This is a genomic window from Streptomyces sp. RPT161, from assembly GCF_027533845.1.
In the GTDB taxonomy this organism is placed as follows: domain Bacteria; phylum Actinomycetota; class Actinomycetes; order Streptomycetales; family Streptomycetaceae; genus Streptantibioticus_A; species Streptantibioticus_A silvisoli_A.
This window is the reverse complement of sequence record NZ_JAPZVN010000005.1, coordinates 16,463-36,164: the sequence shown is the minus strand read 5'-3', so window position 1 is coordinate 36,164 and position 19,702 is coordinate 16,463. Positions and strand designations below refer to the sequence as shown.

At 71.9% G+C, this 19,702-nt stretch carries 18 protein-coding genes; 10 read left to right on the top strand and 8 right to left on the bottom strand.

The features are described from left to right. The first annotated feature begins 27 nt into the window (after positions 1 to 27). Both serC and O5O46_RS13385 read left to right on the top strand, forming a co-directional pair. Entirely contained in the window at positions 28 to 1,146 is a 1,119-nt protein-coding gene (gene serC, locus O5O46_RS13390) for a phosphoserine transaminase (RefSeq protein ID WP_269855609.1), read from the top strand. Positions 1,147 to 1,233: 87 nt separating this feature from the next. Continuing rightward, complete coding sequence (locus O5O46_RS13385; protein ID WP_269855608.1) at positions 1,234 to 2,217, top strand: aldo/keto reductase; 984 nt, start codon at positions 1,234 to 1,236, stop codon at positions 2,215 to 2,217. A 202-nt stretch (positions 2,218 to 2,419) separates the two neighbouring features. Here O5O46_RS13385 and thpR read toward each other — a convergent pair whose 3' ends face one another. From thpR to O5O46_RS13370, 3 genes are all read right to left on the bottom strand, one after another. Further along, entirely contained in the window at positions 2,420 to 2,986 is a 567-nt protein-coding gene (gene thpR, locus O5O46_RS13380) for an RNA 2',3'-cyclic phosphodiesterase (RefSeq protein ID WP_269855607.1), read from the bottom strand. A 144-nt stretch (positions 2,987 to 3,130) separates the two neighbouring features. After that, positions 3,131 to 4,444, bottom strand: a complete 1,314-nt coding sequence (locus O5O46_RS13375) for an MFS transporter (protein WP_269855606.1) — start codon at positions 4,442 to 4,444, stop codon at positions 3,131 to 3,133. A gap of 46 nt (positions 4,445 to 4,490) precedes the next feature. After that, positions 4,491 to 4,868, bottom strand: a complete 378-nt coding sequence (locus tag O5O46_RS13370; protein WP_255932890.1) for a MarR family winged helix-turn-helix transcriptional regulator — start codon at positions 4,866 to 4,868, stop codon at positions 4,491 to 4,493. Positions 4,869 to 5,068: 200 nt separating this feature from the next. Between O5O46_RS13370 and O5O46_RS13365 the strand changes: the two genes are divergently transcribed. Beyond that, the gene (locus tag O5O46_RS13365) at positions 5,069 to 5,257 is read left to right on the top strand and encodes a ribbon-helix-helix protein, CopG family (protein ID WP_269855605.1); all 189 of its coding nucleotides are present in this window, start codon (positions 5,069 to 5,071) and stop codon (positions 5,255 to 5,257) included. A gap of 7 nt (positions 5,258 to 5,264) precedes the next feature. Here O5O46_RS13365 and O5O46_RS13360 read toward each other — a convergent pair whose 3' ends face one another. After that, complete coding sequence (locus O5O46_RS13360) at positions 5,265 to 6,722, bottom strand: NCS2 family permease (protein WP_269855604.1); 1,458 nt, start codon at positions 6,720 to 6,722, stop codon at positions 5,265 to 5,267. A 204-nt stretch (positions 6,723 to 6,926) separates the two neighbouring features. On the opposite strand from O5O46_RS13360, the gene O5O46_RS13355 reads away from it, so the two are divergent. Together O5O46_RS13355 and O5O46_RS13350 are read left to right on the top strand one after the other, a co-directional pair. Continuing rightward, positions 6,927 to 7,190, top strand: coding sequence for a DUF2530 domain-containing protein (locus O5O46_RS13355; RefSeq protein WP_269855603.1), 264 nt, complete (start codon positions 6,927 to 6,929; stop codon positions 7,188 to 7,190). A 159-nt stretch (positions 7,191 to 7,349) separates the two neighbouring features. Beyond that, entirely contained in the window at positions 7,350 to 9,722 is a 2,373-nt protein-coding gene (locus tag O5O46_RS13350; RefSeq protein WP_269855602.1) for a cation-translocating P-type ATPase, read from the top strand. Between the two features lie 171 nt (positions 9,723 to 9,893). Here the strand turns inward: O5O46_RS13350 and O5O46_RS13345 are convergent, their stop codons facing one another. Both O5O46_RS13345 and O5O46_RS13340 read right to left on the bottom strand, forming a co-directional pair. Next, positions 9,894 to 13,019, bottom strand: coding sequence for a sacsin N-terminal ATP-binding-like domain-containing protein (locus tag O5O46_RS13345; RefSeq protein WP_269855601.1), 3,126 nt, complete (start codon positions 13,017 to 13,019; stop codon positions 9,894 to 9,896). Between the two features lie 294 nt (positions 13,020 to 13,313). Beyond that, positions 13,314 to 14,228 (bottom strand): DUF3027 domain-containing protein, encoded by a 915-nt coding sequence (locus O5O46_RS13340; RefSeq protein ID WP_269855600.1) that lies wholly within the window; start codon positions 14,226 to 14,228, stop codon positions 13,314 to 13,316. 367 nt (positions 14,229 to 14,595) lie between these two features. Between O5O46_RS13340 and O5O46_RS13335 the strand changes: the two genes are divergently transcribed. Genes O5O46_RS13335 through O5O46_RS13320 form a run of 4 tightly spaced genes read left to right on the top strand, consistent with a single transcriptional unit; the run spans position 14,596 to position 18,077 of the window. Next, positions 14,596 to 15,966 carry an MFS transporter gene (locus O5O46_RS13335; RefSeq protein WP_269855599.1) on the top strand — a complete coding sequence of 457 codons (1,371 nt, stop codon included), beginning with the start codon at positions 14,596 to 14,598 and terminating at the stop codon, positions 15,964 to 15,966. A 27-nt stretch (positions 15,967 to 15,993) separates the two neighbouring features. Continuing rightward, positions 15,994 to 16,455: a hypothetical protein gene (locus tag O5O46_RS13330; protein ID WP_269855598.1), complete on the top strand. Its 462-nt coding sequence runs from the start codon at positions 15,994 to 15,996 to the stop codon at positions 16,453 to 16,455. A 4-nt stretch (positions 16,456 to 16,459) separates the two neighbouring features. Next, entirely contained in the window at positions 16,460 to 17,230 is a 771-nt protein-coding gene (locus O5O46_RS13325) for a futalosine hydrolase (RefSeq protein WP_269855597.1), read from the top strand. Then, on the top strand, positions 17,223 to 18,077 hold the full coding sequence (locus O5O46_RS13320) for a 1,4-dihydroxy-6-naphthoate synthase (RefSeq protein WP_269855596.1): 855 nt from the start codon (positions 17,223 to 17,225) through the stop codon (positions 18,075 to 18,077). Before O5O46_RS13325 ends, O5O46_RS13320 begins: the two co-directional genes overlap by 8 nt. 62 nt (positions 18,078 to 18,139) lie before the next feature. Here the strand turns inward: O5O46_RS13320 and O5O46_RS13315 are convergent, their stop codons facing one another. Further along, a complete protein-coding gene (locus O5O46_RS13315) occupies positions 18,140 to 18,523 on the bottom strand; it encodes a cold-shock protein (RefSeq protein WP_269855595.1) in 384 nt (127 codons plus the stop codon). 225 nt (positions 18,524 to 18,748) lie between these two features. Here O5O46_RS13315 and O5O46_RS13310 point away from each other — a divergent pair, with 225 nt between their 5' ends. After that, positions 18,749 to 18,982 carry a hypothetical protein gene (locus tag O5O46_RS13310; protein WP_269855825.1) on the top strand — a complete coding sequence of 78 codons (234 nt, stop codon included), beginning with the start codon at positions 18,749 to 18,751 and terminating at the stop codon, positions 18,980 to 18,982. A 19-nt stretch (positions 18,983 to 19,001) separates the two neighbouring features. On the opposite strand, the gene O5O46_RS13305 is transcribed toward O5O46_RS13310, so the two are convergent. After that, on the bottom strand, positions 19,002 to 19,637 hold the full coding sequence (locus tag O5O46_RS13305; RefSeq protein ID WP_391858359.1) for an HAD family hydrolase: 636 nt from the start codon (positions 19,635 to 19,637) through the stop codon (positions 19,002 to 19,004). Between the last annotated feature and the right edge of the window lie 65 nt (positions 19,638 to 19,702).

The window sequence follows — 19,702 nt, the reverse complement described above, 5'->3', positions numbered from 1 at the left end:
GGGCCGCTTCGGACTACGCTTCGGCTCGTGGCTGAGATCCAGATTCCCGCAGACATCAAGCCCGCCGACGGCCGTTTCGGCGCGGGCCCGTCCAAGGTGCGTACGGAGGCGCTCGACGCCCTGGCGGCCACCGGAACCTCACTGCTCGGCACCTCGCACCGGCAGGCACCGGTCAAGAACCTCGTCGGCGAGGTGCGCGAGGGCATCGCCGAACTGTTCTCGCTGCCCGAGGGCTACCAGGTGGTGCTCGGCAACGGCGGCTCCACCGCCTTCTGGGACATCGCGACCCACGGCCTGATCCGGTCCAAGTCGCAGCACCTGTCCTTCGGCGAGTTCTCCTCGAAGTTCGCCAAGGCCGCCAAAATGGCTCCGTGGCTGGAGGACCCGACGGTCATCTCCTCCGAGCCCGGTACCCACCCGGCTCCGACCGCCGAGGCCGGGGTGGACGTCTACGCGTTCACCCACAACGAGACCTCCACCGGTGTCGCGATGCCGATCAAGCGGGTCGCGGGCGCCGAGGCGGACGCGCTCGTCCTGGTCGACGCCACGTCCGGCGCGGGCGGCCTGCCGGTCGACATCGCGGAGACCGACGTGTACTACTTCGCCCCGCAGAAGTCCTTCGCGGCCGACGGCGGGCTGTGGCTCGCTCTCTTCTCCCCCGCCGCGCTGGAGCGGGCGGAGCGGGTCGCCGGTTCCGGCCGGCACATCCCGGCCTTCTTCGACCTGCCGACCGCCATCGACAACTCGGCGAAGAACCAGACGTACAACACTCCGGCGCTCGGCACGCTGTTCCTGCTGAACGAGCAGCTGAAGTGGATCAACGGGCAGGGCGGGCTGAGCTGGGCGGTGGAGCGCACCGCCGACTCCTCCTCCCGGCTGTACGGCTGGGCCGAGAAGTCCGGGCACGCCACCCCGTTCGTCGCCAACCCGGCACAGCGCTCGCAGGTCATCGGCACGATCGACTTCTCCGACGACATCGACGCCTCGGCGATCGCCAAGACGCTGCGTGCCAACGGGATCGTGGACACCGAGCCGTACCGCAAACTGGGCCGCAACCAGTTGCGCGTCGCGATGTTCCCGGCCATCGACCCGGCCGACGTCGAGGCGCTCACCGCGTGCGTCGACTACGTCATCGAGCGTCTGTAGCACGCCTGTTGAGGGGGCGGGGCAGCTTCGGGCGGCCCCGCGACCTCCCTTGCTTCGAGCGCGCTCCAACGCCTTGGATTGTCGTCCATGGACTACACGCAGCTCGGACGTACCGGCCTCAAGGTGTCCCGACTGGTGCTGGGCACCATGAACTTCGGCCCCGTGACCGACGAGGCCGACAGCCACGCGATCATGGACGCGGCGCACACCGCGGGACTGAACTTCTTCGACACCGCCAACGTCTACGGGTGGGGCGAGAACAAGGGCCGCACCGAGGAGATAATCGGCTCCTGGTTCGCCAAGGGCGGTGGCCGCCGCGAGAAGACCGTACTGGCCACCAAGGTCTACGGGGACATGGCCGAGTGGCCGAACAACAACAGGCTCTCCGCGCTCAACATCCGCCGCGCCGCCGACGCGAGCCTCAAGCGGCTGCGCACCGACCACATCGACCTGTACCAGTTCCACCACGTGGACCGGAACACTCCGTTCGACGAACTCTGGCAGGCCGTCGACGTGTTGGTGCAGCAGGGGAAGATCCTCTACGCGGGTTCCAGCAACTTCGCGGGCTGGCACATCGCCCGGGCCAACGAGACGGCGGCCCGCCGCGGTTCGCTCGGGCTGGTCAGCGAGCAGTGCCTGTACAACCTGATGGAGCGGCGCGCCGAGATGGAGGTGATCCCGGCCGCCCAGGAGTACGGGGTCGGCGTCATCCCGTGGTCACCGCTGCACGGCGGACTGCTCGGCGGCGCACTGCGCAAGGAGCGCGAGGCGGCCGGCAGGCGGTCGGCGTCCGGGCGGGCCGCCGAGGCGCTGAAGAACACCGCTCGGCGGGAGCAGATCCAGGCGTACGAGGACCTCTGCGCCAAGGGTGGCTACGAGCCCGGCGAGGTGGCGCTCGCCTGGCTGCTCACCCGTCCCGGCGTGACCGGTCCCATCGTGGGGCCGCGCACCGCCGAGCAACTGGAGTCCGCGCTGCGGGCGCTTGATCTCTCGCTGTCGGAGGAGTTCCTGGCGGAGCTGGACGGGATCTTCCCGGGTACCGGCCCCTCCCCGGAGGCCTTCGCCTGGTAGCGCGGGGTCGGCTGGGCCGCCGCGCGGTGCTCAGCGCAGCGCGGCGGCTACCACCACGACGGCCAGGAGCAGTACGAGGGCCGCCGTCATCACTCGGGTACGGGTCTTCGGGTCCACGTGTCCGAGCCTAACCGGCCCGGGGGCCTGCCCTGGGCCGGGGGGCGGTGCCCCGGGTACACCGGGTGCCCGGGCGCATGGCGCGTCAGTGGCCCAGCGGCCAGCGGTGCAGCACCTCGTAGCGGGGATGGGCGCCCGGGGTGCCTGCGGCGGGTGGGTGGCTGCGTACCAGGTCGATGTGGTCGGCGGTCCACTCATGGCTGCTGAATTCCGTCAGCAGTTCGGTGAACGGGCGCAGCGCGGTGTGCCGGTGCGGGCGGCCGCGGGCCAGGGTCAGGTGGGCGCGGAACGGGCGGTCCTCCATCTCGACGCCCGCTCTGCGGGCGCCCGCGGCGAGGGAGGCGGCCAGGTGGCCGAGCCCTCGTACGTCTCCCTCCACTCCGACCCACAGCGTGCGGTCGCCGAACCGGCCGCCGCCCGCCAGCCGCAGCGGCAGCGGTTCGTGGCGCCGTGCGGCGCGTTCCAGGCGGGCGGTCAGGTCGGGGAGGGATTCCTCGGGGACCTCGCCCAGGAACGCCAGGGTGAGGTGGTGTCCGCCTTCCCCGGCCCACCGCAGGTTCTGCGCGTCGGGGGCCGCGCGGAGTCGGTTCTCGGCGCGGTCCAGGTCGCGCAGGGCCTCCTGGGAGGGCCAGAGGGCTACGAAGAGTCTCATGTGGCGGTTATTCCCCCCGGGGGCGCCCGCGGTGGCGTCCGGGGATGACGCCCACCCGCCCGCCCGATCGCCTCGGCCCTCGCCTTCCGTTGCGCACGGTGCGTCGTGGGTCGGGAGTCGCTGCGAGAAGGGCGGGCGGACGGGTCAGGGTGTGGGTTTCATGCGCCGTGCCGTCTGCCTGATGGCCAGGCCCACCAGTGCCGCCGCCGCCGCGGAGACCAGGCCGCCGCTCAGGAAGCCCACTCGGGGGCCGTACGTGTCGGTGATCCAGCCGACCAGGGGGCCGCCCAGCGGCGTGCCGCCGACGAAGACCATCATGAACAGGCTCATCACCCGCCCCCGCATCGCGGGATCCGTGGCGAGCTGGACCGTCGAGTTCGCGGTCGTGTTGATGGTGATCCCGAACGTACCGATCACCACGAGCAGCGCGACGAACAGGTACAGCGACGGCGACACCGCCGCCACGACCTCCAGTGCGCCGAACACCACCGCGGCGCCGACCAGCATCCGCAGCCGGGTCGCCGCCCGGCGGGCTGCCAGCAGCGCACCGGCCACCGAGCCGATCGCCATCGCGGTGTTGAACAGGCCGTACGTACCCGCACCGGCGTGGAAGACCCCGTGCGCGAACGCCGACAGCCAGATCGGGAAGTTGAAGCCGAAGGTGCCGATGAAGCCGACCAGCACGATCGGCCAGATCAGCTCGGGCCGTGAGGCCACGTAGCGCAGCCCCTCGCGCAGCTGGCCCTTTCCGCGGGGGGTGAGCTCCACCTCGTGCAGCTCCTCCTTGCGCATCAGCAGCAGACCGATCAGCGGAGCGCCGAAGGACAGGCCGTTGATCAGGAAGGCCCAGCCGCTGCCGACCGCGTTGATCAGCACACCGGCGATGGCCGGGCCGATCAGCCGCGCCGTCTGGAAGTTGGCGGAGTTGAGGCTGACGGCGTTGCGCACGTCCTTCGGTCCGACCATCTCCACGACGAAGGACTGCCGGGTCGGGTTGTCCACCACCGTCACCACGCCGAGCAGGAACGCGATGGCGTAGACATGCCAGACCTGGACATGGCCGCTGAGCGTCAGCACCGCGAGGGCGAGGCCGAGCAGACCCATGGCCGACTGGGTGGCCAGCAGCAGCCTGCGCTTGGAGCAACGGTCGGCGATGACGCCGCCGTAGAGCCCGAACAGCAGCATGGGCAGGAACTGGAGGGCGGTGGTGACACCCACCGCGGTGGAGGAACCGGTGAGGCTGAGCACCAGCCAGTCCTGGGCTATTCGGGACATCCAGGTGCCGGTGTTCGATATCACGGCACCGGTGGCGAACAGCCGGTAGTTGCGGTTCCGCAACGAGCTGAACATGTGCCGCTTCGCCGACGCCGTGGGGTCGGTCGACTCGGTCGGCCGGGTGGTCGTCGTGATGGTGGGGTTCGATCCGGGTGCGGCGTCTGCTCCGGGGGCCGAACTCAAGGGGGTGTCTCCTCTGCTGGTAGCGACTGAAAGACGTTCCCGCTGTCTACAGGTGCGCCAGCTTCTCCAGTACCGGCGCGGCTTCGCGCAGCGTCGCCCACTCCTCGTCGGTGAGCCCTTCGGCAAGCTGCGCGAGCCAGACGTTCCGCTTGCGCCGGCTCTCGGCCAGCATGGCCTCGGCCTGTTCGGTCTGGCTGACCACGACCTGGCGGCGGTCCTCCGGGTGCGGGTCCCGGCGGACCAGGCCCTTGCCCTCCAACATGGCCACGATCCGGGTCATGGACGGAGGCTGCACATGCTCCTTGCGCGCCAGCTCGCCAGGGGTGGCGGAGCCGCAGCGGGCCAGGGTGCCCAGCACCGACATCTCGGTCGGGCTGAGCGACTCGTCCACTCGTTGGTGTCGCAGCCTGCGCGACAGCCGCATCACGGCCGCTCGCAGGGAGCTCACCGCGGCGAGGTCGTCCTCGGACAGTTTGGTCACGGTTCTTTAGACTATCTCATTACCTACGCTAACGAAAGCCGGATACAGGTCACCAAACGCGACTGTGTGCGAACTCACCCGTACGAGTGAGTTGCCCCCGGAAAGAGCGGCACCGTGTGACAGCGGAGGGCGACGGTAGATGTATGGGACCGCGTGGATCGAAAGTGCTCAGTGTGCGCATAGACACGGAACTGCTGGACCGGATCGGCGATCATGCCGCCAAACGCGGAATGAGCGTCCAGGACTATGTCGTCCGGACGCTCATGCGCGATGACTTCGACGAGAGGTTCAAGGCCTCGGTGGACAGAACCCAGCGGTTCTACGCGGGTTAGCCCACCGCTACGTCAGGTGCAGCGGAGGCATCAGGTAGTAGAACGCGAAGATCGCCGACACCGCGTAGAGCGCGACCGGCACCTCTCGGCCCCGTCCGACCACCAGCCGCAGCAGGCAGAAGGTCATGAAGCCCATGCCGATGCCGTTGGTGATCGAGTAGGTGAACGGCATGATCAGCATGGTCAGGAACGCCGGAACGGCGATCGTGAAGTCGTTCCAGTCGATGTCCCCGATGCTGTGCGCCAGGATCAGGAAGCCCACCGCGATCAGCGCGGGGGTGGCCGCCTGCGCCGGGACCATCGTGGCCACCGGAGTCAGAAACAGCGCCAGGACGAACAGCAGTCCGGTGACGATGCTGGCCAGACCGGTCCGCGCGCCCTCGCCCACACCGGTCGTCGACTCCACGAAGCAGGTGTTGGCCGAGCTGGAGGTGGCGCCGCCGAGCGCAGTGGCGATGCCGTCCACCATCAACACCCGGCTCATACCGGGCAGATCACCCTTCTCGTCCAGCAGATGCGCCTCGTCGCTCACGCCGAGGATGGTTCCCATCGCATCGAAGAAGCCGGACAGCAGGACGGTGAAGACGAACAGCACACCGGTGACGATCCCCACCTGGTGGAAGCCGCCGAAGAGGCTGACCTTGCCGATCAGCCCGAAGTCGGGGCTGGAGACCGGGTTGCCCGGCCACTTGGGGACGGTGAGGCCCCAGGCGGTGGCCGGGAGCTTGGCGACCGAGTCGATGACCAGCGCGAGCACGGTCATCGCCACGATGCTGATCAGGATCGCCCCCGGCACCTTGCGCACGATCAGCGCGAGGGTGAGCAGCACCCCGAGGACGAAGACCAGCACCGGCCAGCCGTTGAGGTGGCCGTTGGCGCCGAGCTGAAGAGGAACCGTGGTGTGCGCGGCATCCGGGATGCGCGAGACGAAGCCGGAGTCGACCAGTCCGATGAGGAAGATGAACAGGCCGATGCCGATGGCGATCGCCTTGCGGAGCCCGAGCGGCACCGCGCTCATCACCCGCTCCCGCAGCCCGGTGGCGACCAGCAGCATGATCGCGATGCCGGCGAGCACCACCATGCCCATCGCGTCCGGCCAGCTCATCTTGGGCGCGAGTTGCAGCGCCACCACGCTGTTGATGCCGAGCCCGGCGGCGAGCGCGATCGGCACGTTGCCGATGACGCCCATCAGCAAGGTGGTGAGGCCGGCGGTCAGCGCGGTCGCGGTGACCAACTGGCCACCGGAGAGGTGGTGGCCGAACTTGTCGACGCCGCTACCGAGGATGATCGGGTTCAGCACGATGATGTACGCCATCGCAAAGAACGTCGCGATACCGCCGCGAATCTCTCGATAAACGCTGGAACCCCGCTCGGAGATCTTGAAGTAACGATCCAGACCGTTCTTGGGTGGGTGCGGAGAGTCGGGCTTCGCGAAGCCGACCGGAGCGGTCGCCGAGCTGGGCATGGAAATCCTCGGGTCAATCGCGGCCGGGGCCGCTGGGCGGGGTCCTCTCGAAGCCGACCGGATTTGGACGTTCAGACGAAAGAATCCAGTCAGGCGTAGGCCGTTTCAGTATGAACCTATGAGCGAGTGATCGCTATCTCCGCGCGTAGACACCGGGCGACGGGGTGCGCGGGTGTCACGGGGGTGGGCCGTAGGCTGTGCGCTATGACGAGGAAGTGGACACCGCGGCACGAAACCCCTGAGCCGCTGGAAGCGAACGAGGTCGCGATCGTTACCGGCGGCACGATCGTCTGGTTCGCCCTCTTCCTGGTCCAGCTCCCCTTCTACGGGTGGTTCGCCGCCCGCGGGCACTCCTGGTGGATCTGGAGCTGTCTCGCCGGCGCCGGCCTCGGGGTGGTCGGCATCTGGTACGTACGCAGGCGGCGCGAGGCGCTGCGGCGGGCCGGCCGCCCCCAGCAGGACGGCTGAGGCCCCACCGGCCCGCAGGCCGCGGCCGGTTCGGCACCGCCGTGGCACCGCCACGGCGGCCGCGCACCGCTGTGGCGGATTTCCCCCGGGGTGAGCCCCCAACCCCTCGGCGCGCGGCTGGCCGGGGAATTTCCCCTTACGCCACGTAATGTCTGACCCATGAGTGATCATGCCCGCCCCGGCCCGCCGCAGGCGAACCCGCGCGGTCTGACCTCCGCCGAGGTCGCCGAACGTGTGGCGCGCGGGGAGGTCAACGACGTACCCGTGCGCAGCTCCCGCTCCACCGCGGACATCGTGCGGGGCAACGTCTTCACCCGCTTCAACGCGATCCTGGGCGTGCTGTTCCTGATCATCGTGGCGGTGGGGCCGATCCAGGACGGTCTGTTCGGCTTCGTGATCCTCGCAAACACCGCGATCGGCATCATCCAGGAACTGCGCGCCAAGCAGACCCTCGACAGCCTCGCGCTGATCGGCGAGGCGAAGCCCACCGTGCGCCGGGACGGCCGCGGCGTGCCGCTGTCCACCTCCGAGATCGTTCTGGACGACGTGGTCGAGCTGGGCCCCGGCGACAAGTGCGTGGTGGACGGCACCGTGGTGGAGGCCGACGGCCTGGAGATCGACGAGTCGCTGCTCACCGGTGAGGCCGACCCGGTGGCCAAGCGACCCGGTGACCCGGTGATGTCCGGCAGCTTCGTGGTGGCCGGAGGCGGGGCGTTCACCGCCACCAAGGTCGGCCGCCAGGCCTACGCCGCCCAACTCGCCGAGGAGGCGAGCCGGTTCACCCTGGTCCACTCCGAACTGCGCACCGGCATCAGCCAGATCCTCAAGTACGTGACCTGGATGATGGTCCCGGTCGCCCTCGGCCTGATCGTCAGCCAGCTCTATGTGGAGAAGCACGACTGGCGGGAGGCCGTGCGCCGGATGGTCGGCGGGATCGTCCCGATGGTTCCCGAGGGGCTGGTGCTGCTGACCTCGATCGCCTTCGCGATCGGCGTGATCCGGCTGGGGCGCAAGCAGTGCCTGGTGCAGGAGCTGCCCGCGATCGAGGGGCTGGCCCGGGTGGACACCGTGTGCCTGGACAAGACGGGCACGCTGACCGAGGGCGGGATGGACGTCACCGAACTGCGGGTGCTGGACGGCGACGAGTCGTACGCGGCGAAGGTGCTGGCCGCGTTCGGCGCCTGCGACCCGCGGCCGAACGCCAGCCTCCAGGCGATCATCGACGCCTACCCGGACGGCTCGGACAGCTGGCACTGCACCGGCACGCTGCCGTTCTCCTCGGCCCGCAAGTACAGCGGTGCGACTCTGCGGGAGGCGCACGGCGAGAGCCGCACCTGGCTGCTGGGCGCGCCCGACGTGCTGCTGCCGCCCGGCCACCCGGCGCTGGCCGGGGTGGACGAGCAGGGCGCGCGGGGTCTGCGGGTGCTGCTGCTGGCCCGTGCGACCAGGCCGCTGGACGATCCGGCGGTGGTGGACGGGCTCGCGCCGACCGCCCTGGTCGTACTGGAGCAGCGGCTGCGCGCCGACGCCGGGGAGACGCTGCGCTACTTCGCCGAGCAGAGCGTCGCCGCCAAGGTCATCTCGGGGGACAACGCGGTGTCGGTCGGCGCGGTCGCCGCCAAGCTGGCGTTGCCGGGGGCGCACAGCCCCGTCGACGCACGGCGACTGCCCGGTGGGCGGGACGAGATGGCGCGGGCGCTGGAGGGCGGTTCGGTGTTCGGCCGGGTCACCCCGCAGCAGAAGCGGGACATGGTCGGCGCGTTGCAGTCCCGCGGCCACAACGTGGCGATGACCGGGGACGGCGTCAACGACGTGCTGGCGCTGAAGGACGCCGACATCGGGGTGTCGATGGGGTCGGGCAGCGAGGCGACCAAGGCGGTGGCGCAGATCGTGCTGCTGAACAACAGCTTCGCCACGCTGCCTTCGGTGGTCGCCGAGGGGCGTCGGGTGATCGGGAACATCACCCGGGTGTCGAACCTGTTCCTGACCAAGACCGTGTACTCGGTGCTGCTGGCGCTGCTGGTGGTCATCTGGCGGGTGCCGTACCCGTTCCTGCCCCGGCATCTGACGCTGCTGAGCACGCTGACGATCGGGGTGCCCGCGTTCTTCCTGGCGCTGGCGCCCAACAGGGAGCGTGCCCGCCCCCACTTCGTGCGCCGGGTGATGCGGTTCGCGCTGCCGATGGGAGTGATCGCCGGCATCGCGACGTTCGCCACGTACCTGATGGCGCGTCACCACTACCACGGTGCCGGTGGGCTGGACGCGGAGACCAGCGCGGCGACGCTGACGCTGTTCCTGATCTCCATGTGGGTATTGGCGATCATCGCCCGCCCGTACACCTGGTGGCGGATCTGCCTGGTGCTGGCGATGGCCGGATGCTTCCTGGTCGTGCTGGTCACACCGTGGCTGCAGACCTTCTTCAAGCTGCGCCTGGTCGGCACCGAGGCGCCGTGGACCGCGGTCGGCATCGCGGCGGTCGCCTCGGTGGCGCTGGAGCTCGTATGGCGCCGGATCAGCCGCCGGGTCGACTGACCGTATGGTCGCCGACCATGCCGTTCCACTCGTTCGCGCGAGGCCGCGGTGGCTCACATGGCGGCACTCGTACTTCGCACGCCCGTTGCCGCTCGTCGCGAGCGTGACCGGGGTCGCCTGGTGCGTCGGGGCGAGGGCCAGGAACGCCTGACCCCCGCCCCGGCGTTCGGATCAGTCGAACCAGCGGGCCTCGGCCAACTCCGCGGCCCGAGACGGGTCCTCAAGGAGTGCCGCCACCTCGAAGCGGCGTTGCCACTCGCCCGCCGCCCAGGCCAGGCCCGCCGCGACGCCTTCCAGGGTGGCCGCGTGCAGCACGCCGTCCACGTAGCGCCAGTCCAGTTCGACGCCCGGTTCGACGAGCAGTTCGTCGTGTTCGAGGTACGACTCCGGTGCGTCGGGCAGCAGTTCGCGCACCTCGTCGGGCACCTCGTGCGGCTGGCCCTCGCTGGTGACGGGGGCCGGGAACTCCTCGCTGAGGCGGCGGGCCTGGAAGAGTTCGGCGAGGTCGTCCGCGAACCGGGGTCCGGCGGGCAGCAGGGCGCGGCCAGTGGCCAGCGGCAGCAGGTCGGGGGCGTCGGCGACCAGGGCCTGGGCCGCGTCCACGACCGTCACCACGCCGTCCCGTACCGCCCGCAGCTCGTCGGGCAGGGTGACCGCCTCCGGGTCGAGCGCCGACAACCGCGCGTACAGCCAGCGCAGTTGGGCGGCGGTGACCGGACGGGCCGGGTCGCCCAGCCGGGCCAGGAGTTCGGCGGCGCCACCCGGCTCGTCCAGCAGCGCGTCCACCGAGGTGCGCACCCCGAGCGCCCGTAGCACCTGCTCGTCCACGGACGAGGTCTGCGCCTCGTCGTAGAGCCCGGCGAGCAGCGGGTCTCCCCCGGCCGCGCGCAGGCCCACCGGACGGCGGCCGTCCAGCACCGGGTGGTCGCGCAGCCACCAGGCGGTGTACGGGCGCACGCTGCGCGTGGTGCCGTCCGGCAGCAGCACCCGCACCGGTGTGGTGATCGCGTCGCGCAGCGGCGGCTGGGCGAGCAGCGCGAGGGCCTGCGGCCAGGCCTCGTCATCGACCAGGTCCAGGTCGCGCACCGCGATGATCTCGGTGGCGACCGGCGGTACGTCGGTGTCCGGCAGTTGGTCGAGTACGTCCTCGCACCACACGTCGACCGCGTCGAGCAGGCCCGGGTCGTCGGGTTCGGCCCACTGGCCGTCGCGCGGTTCGAGGTCGTCCGGGTCGAGGACCACGTCGCCGGCGCGCACCAGCGTGAAGGTGGCGAGCACGCCGACGGCGGTCAGCGGCTGCTCACCCCAGCGTTCCGCCAACTCCGGGTCGCACGGCGCCATTTCGTCCGCACGGATGACCTGCTCGAAGGGGCTTCCCGGGTAGACGAGTTCACTCGCCGGGGTGAGTTCGCCCTCGTCGTCGGGGAGCGCGAGGGCACCGAGCCATGGCTCGTCGCCGGGGGCGAGCTCGGCGTCGCGCACCAGGGCCAGCACGAGTTCGGCCAGTTCGTCGGCGTCGAGCGTGCCGGCCTCCTCGTCCCAGATCTCGTCCGCGTCAAGGGAGTTGGCGACGGCCGCCCGTACCTGCGGGGTGGTCAGTACGGCGCGGGGCGTCGCGGACGTGGCGCCCAGTTTCTCCAGCAGCGGATGGGCGGCGTCGGGGTGGGCGACCCGCAGGCCGAGCCGGGTCAGGCCGTCGGGCAGCGGGGCGTCGCCGGTGGGCAGCAGGATCTGGCGCGGACCGACGACGGTGCGGCCGTCGGTGAGCGGTACGGGCAGGCCGCTCAGCCGGTCCGGGTCGGTACCCGCCAGGGCGTCGTAGAGCCGGTGCCACCAGCTCGCCGGGCGCTCGGTGCCGGACAGCCGGTCGATGGCGTCGCCGAGCGGGAGGCGGGCGACGCCCAACGTGCGTAGTTCCACCCGGCGTTCGAGCCCGGCGGGCAGCAGGCTGGGGAAGACCTCCGCCAGTACCGTGACGGTCTGCTCGGACGCGCCTTCGAGCAGCTCGGCGCGGTCGGGGCGCAGCGCGTGCGGCTCCTGTGCCCCCTCCGCCGCTTCACCGGCGGCGGGCCCGGCGGGGGGCAGGAAGGGGACGTGCGGCAGTTGCCGCAGCAGGTGGGCGCGGAGCGTGCCGTCCAACTCGCCCTTGCCCAGCGGTCCGGGCACCAGGTCGATGATGCCGGTGGTGGGCGGGCGCCAGTCGCGCAGCAGTTCCACGTAGGCGTCGGCGGCGCGGGCGGCGACGAACTCGGCCAGCGGGCCCGGCGCGACATGGCGCCGGGTGGGGTCGAGCGGGAACGAGGCGATCAACAGCGCGGGCAGGCCCAGCGGTTCGCCGGTCGGGGTCGGCGCGTGCACCACGGGCGCGGTACGGGGGCGGGCGGGCGCGCCGTCCGGGCCGACCGGCACGGCCCAGGTCACCGACCAGGCGGGGCGCAGCCGTTCCTCCACGGGGCGGCCGTCGAGGAGTTCGGGGGCGAGTGCGCCGCCGGTGGCGGTGACCCGCCAGCGGGTGGTTCCGGATGCGCTGTCCTCGACGACGACGTCCTCGCCGTGCCGGCGCCGGGTCAGGGTGCGCACCTGGCCGTCCGGCGTCTCGATCACGATCTCGGTGAGGCCGGGGAGGGTCAGCAGCAGGGCGTCGTCCACGCCGGAGAGCAGGTGCTCGGCCAGGTCCTGTGCGGCGCCGTCGCGCAGCGGAAGCACGACGACGGTGTCATAGCCCTCGGGGGCGACGCCCTCGGCGGGCAACGGCAGCCGCAGCAGTGGTACCTGGCCGTCGCGGCGCCGCAACTCGTCGGCGAGGCCGGGGCTTTGGGCGGCGGCCTGCGCGGTGAGGTCGCGGGCTTCGGCGAGCGACCAGCGCACGCCGCCGGTGCGGCCCACCACGGCGGGCTCGTCGCTGACCGCCAGGACGGCGCTGAAGCCCACGCCGAAGCGGCCGACGGACGCCTGCGCGTCGTCGCGCTTGGCGGAGGCACGCAGGGTGGACAGCGATTCGACGCCTGCCGCGTCGAGTGGGGCGCCGGTGTTGGCGGCTGCCAGTACCCCCTGGTGGAGGGTGAGCCGCAGACGGCCGGGAGCACCGGCGCGCAGCGCGGCGTCGGCGGCGTTCTGGGCGAGTTCGACGACCAGGCGGTCGCGGTAGCCGCCGAGCGCCAGGTCCTCCTCGGCGTTGGCGTCCTCGCGGAACCGGGCCGGGGACGCCTGCCAGGCGTCCAGCACGGTTCGGCGCAGGCGCTCGGTGCCGAACGGGTCGGCTCCAGCCTGCGGTTCCTGCACGATCGGCTTGCCCACGTTGGTCCTTCCGCTGCCGCGAACCACCTTTCCGGGCATTCTTTCCCACCCGTCCACCCCTCGGGTCTCCGCCCCCGAACCCCTCGACGCTCCGCCCGAACCCCGCCGGGGCTGTGCGTCCGCTTCGGATGCCGGGCTCGGTGCGGTGGGCCGCGCCGGGGTGCGCGGCTGCTTGGCGCCGTCGGGCCGCGCCGTCGAGGTGCGCAGTCGGGCCGCGCCGTCAGGGTGCTCGCCGCCGCGGCGCGGAACCGGCGCGGCGGACACCGGCGGTCGCCGACCGCCGCGGCTGGGGGCTTACGAGTGGCCCAGTTCCTCTGTGGGGCCCTCGGGCTCCACGGAGCCCGAGGGACGGGCGGGGTGGAGTGGCAGGGGCTCGGCGTTCATCTCGTCCAGGACAGGCGGAGCCGGGCGGGGCGGCCGCGGCATGACCGCCGCCTCGGAGTGGCCGCCGCAGCCGTAGGCGAGGGAGACGACATGGCCGTCGGCGGGGCTGAACTCGTTGGCGCAGATGCCGAACGCCTGCCGTAGCGAGCCCGCGATCGGCAGCAGGAAGCCGCAGCTGACGCACGGTGCGGGCGCGGCCTGGGCCATGGGGGTGTTCGGGCCGAACTTCTCGTACCAGCGGGCCGCGGCGGCCTCCAGGCCGTACCGGGAGAGCACCCGCGCGCGCCGCAGGCCCAGTTCCTCGGCGACGGCGGAGATGCTGCCGCGGGCCGGGGCGGTGGGCAGCGCCGCGGGCGCAGTGGCCGTCACATCCGCGTCCTCGGCCTCCGCCAGCTCCGCGAGGTCCTCGGCGACCGGCGAGACCGCGGAGTCGACCGGCGCCTCCTCGTCGGCCAGCCAGCCGGGTTCCAGCCGCGGGTCGTCCGCCTCGGTGGGCAGCAGGTCGCCGGGGCCCATGTCGCCCGGGCGCAGCCGTTCGCTCCACGGCACCCACTCGGGGGCCAGTAGCGCGTCCGCGTCGGGCAGCAGTACCGTCTCGTCGAGCGTGACGGCCTTCGCACGGGAGGCGCGGGTCACGGTGACCGCCCACCGCCAACCGCGGTACGCGGGGTCCTGGCAGGCGAAGGAGTGCGTGACGACGCGGTCCCCCTCGGCCACGGCCCCGAGGTGCTCACCGACGGCCTCCGCCCCGGCGAGTTCCTCGGCCGCCACGCGGGCGAGGTCAACCGCCTCGGCGCACAGGCGGTCCGGTGTCCGGCTTCGCATCGCAGCACTCACAAGAATCGATTCTCTCCTACGCCGTCTCACGGGTGCGCCGACCAGAGGTCGAGCGGGACGGAGCGGACCAGAGGACCGCGTCGACGTCCGCCCATCCGTCCTCGGGCGCACCGACTTGGTTCCCATTCTGCGGGATCGGTCGGCAGCGCGCGGCGAGGAAGTGCCGGTGAAGGCGCGTGGGGCACGCTACCCGTCCGCGGTCCCGGCGGGAAGTCAGGGGTCCGTCCGACCCGTCCCGCACGGCGCCCGGCGGCGCGTCGCCGCCCACCGGCACCGCCCCGCCGTACCGCCGTCAGCGGGGACATCCGGTGGACGGCGGCGAGAACGGCCATGCGGGGCCGGCGTTGGGGGCAGGATGGCACTCGTGGGTGCCCTACGCCGCTTCACGGCCGGGCCGATGCGTCGGGTCGGCCGGGCCGTCGCGCACGGAACGGCGCGGCTGGGAGGCGGTGTGCGGTCGGCGGTGCGCAGGGTGACGCACGCGCAGGGCGCGGGCGAGACCGGGCTGGCGAAGCTGCTGGAGTTGCAGGCGGTCAGCTCCGCGGGCGACATGATGATCACGATCGCGCTGGCCAGCACCGTGTTCTTCTCGGTTCCGGCCGGCGAGGCGCGCGGCCGGGTGGCGCTGTACCTGCTGGTCACCATGGCGCCGTTCACCCTGCTCGCCCCGGTGATCGGGCCGTTGCTGGACTCCATCCCGCACGGCCGCCGCGCGGCGATGGCGGGTTCGATGCTGGCCCGCGCGGTGCTGGCGTGGGCGATGGCCTCCGTGGTGTCGACCGCCGGGCTCGGGCTGTATCCGGCGGCGCTCGGTGTGCTGGTGGCGTCCAAGGCGAACGGCGTGGTGCGCAGCGCCGTCGTACCGCGGCTGCTGCCGCCGCGGATCTCCTTGGTCAAGGCGAACTCCAGGATGACGCTCTCCGGGCTGCTGGCGACCGCGCTCGCCGCGCCGTTCGGCGCGCTGCTGCATCTGATCGGGCCCGCCTGGCCGTTGTACGGGGCGTTCGCGATCTTCTCGGCCGGGGCGTTCTGGTGCTTCTCGCTGCCGCCGCACGTGGACTCGGCCAAGGGCGAGCGCAAGGCCTCGCTGCACCGCGAGGACACACCGACCGGCAAGACGGTCCGGCGCCCGGGGTTGCGTACCGTCGGCGTGTCGGTGCTGTACGCGCTGCAGGCGAACTGCGCGCTGCGCGGGCTGTCCGGGCTGCTCACTTTCTTCCTGGCGTTCGTGCTGCGCGAGCATCCGCCCGGCGGGCTGAGCCCCGCTGTGGCGCTGGGTCTGGTGGCGGTGGCGGCGGGCGGCGGGAACGCCCTGGGCAATGTGCTCGGCGCGTGGTTGCGCACCCGGGCGCCCGAGGTGATCATCACGACCGTGCTGCTGGTGGCGCTCGGCGTGCTGGTGTTCGCCGCGATCGGCTACGGGGTGGTGGCGGTGGCCCTCGCGGCGGCGACCGCCGGACTGACCCAGGCGCTGGGCAAGTTGTCGCTGGACGCGCTGATCCAGCGGGACGTACCGGAGGAGGTGCGCACCTCGGCGTTCGCCCGTTCGGAGACCGTGCTGCAACTGGCCTGGGTGCTCGGCGGCGGCCTCGGTATCGTGCTGCCGCTCAACGGCGTACTGGGTCTGGCGGTGGGCGCCGGGCTGCTCGGGGTGGCCGCCGCGGCGACCGTCCGCGGCCTGCTGGCGGCGGCCAGACGCGGCACGCCGCACCCGCGCGCGGCGTGAACCAGGGCGCCCGGTAGCCTCAGCGTCATGACCATTCGCCGCAGTGCCACCGCCGTGGGGGCGGTTGCCCTTGGGTTGTTCGCCCTCTCCGCCTGCACCAAGCCGACCCCGCTGGCGACCGTCACCGTCGGCTCGACCTCCGCGCACACGGAAGCGTCCTGCTACAACGGCGGTAAGGCGCTGAGCGACCTGTCGTCCTGCCTGAACAAGGCGCCCGAGCAGACCGTCAAGGTGCACGCCACGGACAAGGTGCACATCGGGGTCGACCCGGCCATCGCCGACAAGGGCTGGGTCGTCCTGACCGCCACGGGCCAGAAGAGCGACGTCCTCAAGAACCAGACGTACTACACCTTCGCCAACCCCAGCGTCCTCTTCGTCGACCAGCAGAGCGGCCAGTCCTCCAAGACCGCCAACCTGAGCATCGTGGAGGTCTCCGGCAAGGGCGGCGCCGCCGGGGTGTGGAACGTCAAGCTGGAGCTGGCGGACTGACGCCGTGCGGCTGCTCGTGGTGACCGCGGTGGCGGCGGAGCGCGATGCCGCCGCCCGCGGGCTGCACGCCGCCAACCAGGCGCGGGAGACGGGTGACGCCAACGTCGGGCTGCAACGCCCGCTGCCCGGCGGCTACTCGCTGCTGCGGCTGGCCATGGACCGGTTCGGTGCGCAGGGCGCCGGCCAGGTGGACCTGCTGGACGCCGGGGTGGGCCAGGCCGCCGCCGCGGCCGGGACCGCGACCGCGCTGACCGCGGCGCGGCTCGCCGGGGAGCCGTACCACCTGGTGGTCTCGGCGGGCATCGGCGGCGGGTTCCAGCCCGCCGCGCCCATCGGGTCGACCGTGGTCGCGGACGCGATCGTCGCCGCCGACCTGGGCGCCGAGACGGCCGAAGGGTTCGTCCCCGTCACCGACTTGGGCTTCGGCACCGCACGCCATCTGCCGCCCGCCCGGCTCTCCCGCGCCGTGGCCGACGCGCTCGGCGCCGGATACGGTACCGCGCTGACCGTCTCCACCGTCACCGGCACCGCCGGGACCACAGCGGAGCTGATGGATCGTCACCCCACCGCGCTGGCCGAGGCGATGGAGGGGTTCGGCGTGGCGGAGGCGGCGGCCGGGCACGGGGTACCGGTGCTGGAGATCCGTACGGTGTCGAACGCGGTGGGTCCACGGGACCGCGCCGCCTGGCGGATCGGTGACGCGCTGGCCGCGCTGACCGAGGCCTTCCGCGCACTCGTACCCGTACTGGAATCGGAGGCCGCCAGCGATGGCTGACCCGCTCAAGATCGCCTATTCGCCCTGCCCCAACGACACCTTCGTCTTCCACGCCTGGGCGCACGGCCTGGTGCCCGACGCGCCGCCGCTCGACGTGACGTTCGCCGACATCGACATCACCAACGGGATGGCGGAGCGCGGCGAGTTGGACGTCCTCAAGGTCTCCTACGCCGTACTGCCGTGGGTGCTCGGCGAGTACGCGCTCCTGCCGTGCGGCGGTGCGCTCGGCCGCGGCTGCGGGCCGCTGGTGCTGACCCGGGAGGCGGGCTCGCCCGCGGACCTCGCCGGGCGGACGGTGGCGGTGCCGAGCGAGCGGTCCACCGCGTACCTGCTGTTCCGGCTGTGGGCGGCCAGCGAGGTGCCCGGCGGGGTCGGCAGGATCGAGGTGCTGCCGTTCCACGAGATCATGCCCGCGGTGCGGGACGGCCGGGTGGACGCCGGCCTGGTGATCCACGAGGCCCGCTTCACCTACCAGGACTACGGGCTGAGCTGCCTGGCCGACATGGGCGAGCACTGGGAGAAGACCACCGGGCTGCCGATCCCGCTCGGCGCGATCATCGCCAAGCGGTCACTGGGCGCGCCCACGCTGCGGCGCATCGCCGAAGCCGCCCGTACCTCGGTGCGGATGGCCTGGGACGATCCGGCGGCCTCACGCGGCTATGTGCTCTCGCACGCGCAGGAGATGGACGAGTCGGTCGCGGACCAGCACATCGGGCTGTACGTGAACGACTTCACCGACGACCTGGGCGAGGACGGCTACGCGGCGGTGCGCGGACTGCTCACGCGTGCGGCGGCCGAGGGGCTGGTACCGCCCCTCGGCCCCGACGCGCTCGACTTCCCGGCATAGCGCTTTCGGCCGCCCGCCGGTTCGGCGGGCGGCCGTTCTGGCGTGTTTCCCCGGGCCGGGGCTCAGACGTCCAGCTGGTCGGCGACCGCGCGCAGTACGCCCGCGATCTTGCGGCCGTGGGCCTTCTCCGGGTAGCGGCCGCGCTGCAGCGATCGGGCCACTTCCTCCAACAGGGTGGTGACGTCCTGCACGATCGGCAGCAGCTCGTCCGGCTTGCGGCGTTGCGCGGCGGCCACCGAAGGCGCCGGGTCCAGCACCGTCACCGAGAGCGCCTGGTCTCCGCGCTGGCCCGCGACGACCCCGAACTCCACTCGCTGGCCGGGCTTGAGCGAGTCCACCCCGGCGGGGAGGACGGACGAGTGCACGAAGACGTCACCGCCGTCGTCGCGGGAGAGAAAGCCGAAGCCCTTCTCGCTGTTGAACCACTTGACCTTGCCGGTTGGCACGTCCGACCTCGTCCTCGTCTGGTGAAGAAAATCCGTTTCGAGCACCGCCGCCCGGAACGGAGTCGTCGCCGACTCCGGGTAGCCCGCATAGCAGTGCAGCGGGCCCCCTGAAGACCCGCCTGTCACCAGGCTAATGGTCAGCGGGTGGGTGACAAGACGCCCAGGCCCCGATCCTGTGACACCTCTTGCGCGACCTACCCTGGTGAGGTGACTAGTGAAACCCGTATGCCTGGTGATCTGCTGGTGCGGATCGGCGCGATCGTGTTCATCATTGGCGCGCTCGCGACGCTCGCCACCATTACGCCGCTGTTCATCGGCACTCATCCGCTGCCGACGGCCGCGTATCTGGTGTGCATGCTGATGGGCGTCGGCTTCCTGTTGGCGCTGACCGGGCTGCTGCGTTCGGCACTCGCCCAGCGGCGCCGGACCCGCCTGTCAGCCACCGCCACCCCCAACTGAGGCCTGCGGCTCGCAGCGCCTAACCGGCAGCCTTCGCCGCGTAACCGTCGAACCAGGCGGGGAACTCCGTCAGATCGCCCAGCAGTACGTCGGCACCCGCGGCGCGCAACTCGTCGGCGTCGCACGGGCCGGTGGACACCGCGACGGACAGCGCGCCCGCGGTACGGGCGCCGCGTACATCTCCGGTGTGATCGCCCACGTAGACCGACGCGCCGTGCTCGCGCAGCGCCTCCGCCTTGGCCTCGGCCCACAGCCAGCCGATCAGCGCGTCCGGCTCGATGCCCAGGTGCTTCAGGTGCAGTTCGGCGTTGGGCTGGTGCTTGGCCGTGACGACGATGGCCCGCCCGCCCGCCCGCCGCACCGCGTCGATGGCCGCACGGGCGCCGGGCATGGCCGGGGTGGGCGCGATGGCGTGCTCGACGTAGAGCGCCCGGTACCGCTCGGTGGCGTCGGCCATCTGCTCGGGGGGAAACCAGTGCGCCAGCTCCACGTCGAGCGGCGGGCCGAGCCGGGTGATCGCCAGGTCCGAGTCGATGTACCGGCCCGTCTCACGGGAGAGCTGGTCGTACGCGGCCTTGATGCCCGGCCGGGAGTCGATCAGGGTCATGTCGAGGTCGAATCCGACCGTTATCGCACGCGAGGCCATGCCGACCATTGTGACGGGAGCGGCGGAACTCCAGGTTTCGGGGGCGACAACTCTCCGCCGTGCCGACGAGCGAC

What these genes read in the sequence shown, in the direction of transcription:
- O5O46_RS13385 (WP_269855608.1), top strand. Translation starts at nt 1,234, where the DNA reads ATGGACTACACGCAGCTCGGACGTACCGGCCTCAAGGTGTCCCGACTG.
- thpR (WP_269855607.1), bottom strand. Translation starts at nt 2,986, where the DNA reads ATGAGACTCTTCGTAGCCCTCTGGCCCTCCCAGGAGGCCCTGCGCGAC.
- O5O46_RS13370 (WP_255932890.1), bottom strand. Translation starts at nt 4,868, where the DNA reads ATGCGGCTGTCGCGCAGGCTGCGACACCAACGAGTGGACGAGTCGCTC.
- O5O46_RS13365 (WP_269855605.1), top strand. Translation starts at nt 5,069, where the DNA reads ATGGGACCGCGTGGATCGAAAGTGCTCAGTGTGCGCATAGACACGGAA.
- O5O46_RS13360 (WP_269855604.1), bottom strand. Translation starts at nt 6,722, where the DNA reads ATGCCCAGCTCGGCGACCGCTCCGGTCGGCTTCGCGAAGCCCGACTCT.
- O5O46_RS13355 (WP_269855603.1), top strand. Translation starts at nt 6,927, where the DNA reads ATGACGAGGAAGTGGACACCGCGGCACGAAACCCCTGAGCCGCTGGAA.
- O5O46_RS13350 (WP_269855602.1), top strand. Translation starts at nt 7,350, where the DNA reads ATGAGTGATCATGCCCGCCCCGGCCCGCCGCAGGCGAACCCGCGCGGT.
- O5O46_RS13340 (WP_269855600.1), bottom strand. Translation starts at nt 14,228, where the DNA reads ATGCGAAGCCGGACACCGGACCGCCTGTGCGCCGAGGCGGTTGACCTC.
- O5O46_RS13335 (WP_269855599.1), top strand. Translation starts at nt 14,596, where the DNA reads ATGGCACTCGTGGGTGCCCTACGCCGCTTCACGGCCGGGCCGATGCGT.
- O5O46_RS13330 (WP_269855598.1), top strand. Translation starts at nt 15,994, where the DNA reads ATGACCATTCGCCGCAGTGCCACCGCCGTGGGGGCGGTTGCCCTTGGG.
- O5O46_RS13320 (WP_269855596.1), top strand. Translation starts at nt 17,223, where the DNA reads ATGGCTGACCCGCTCAAGATCGCCTATTCGCCCTGCCCCAACGACACC.
- O5O46_RS13310 (WP_269855825.1), top strand. Translation starts at nt 18,749, where the DNA reads ATGCCTGGTGATCTGCTGGTGCGGATCGGCGCGATCGTGTTCATCATT.
- O5O46_RS13305 (WP_391858359.1), bottom strand. Translation starts at nt 19,637, where the DNA reads ATGGTCGGCATGGCCTCGCGTGCGATAACGGTCGGATTCGACCTCGAC.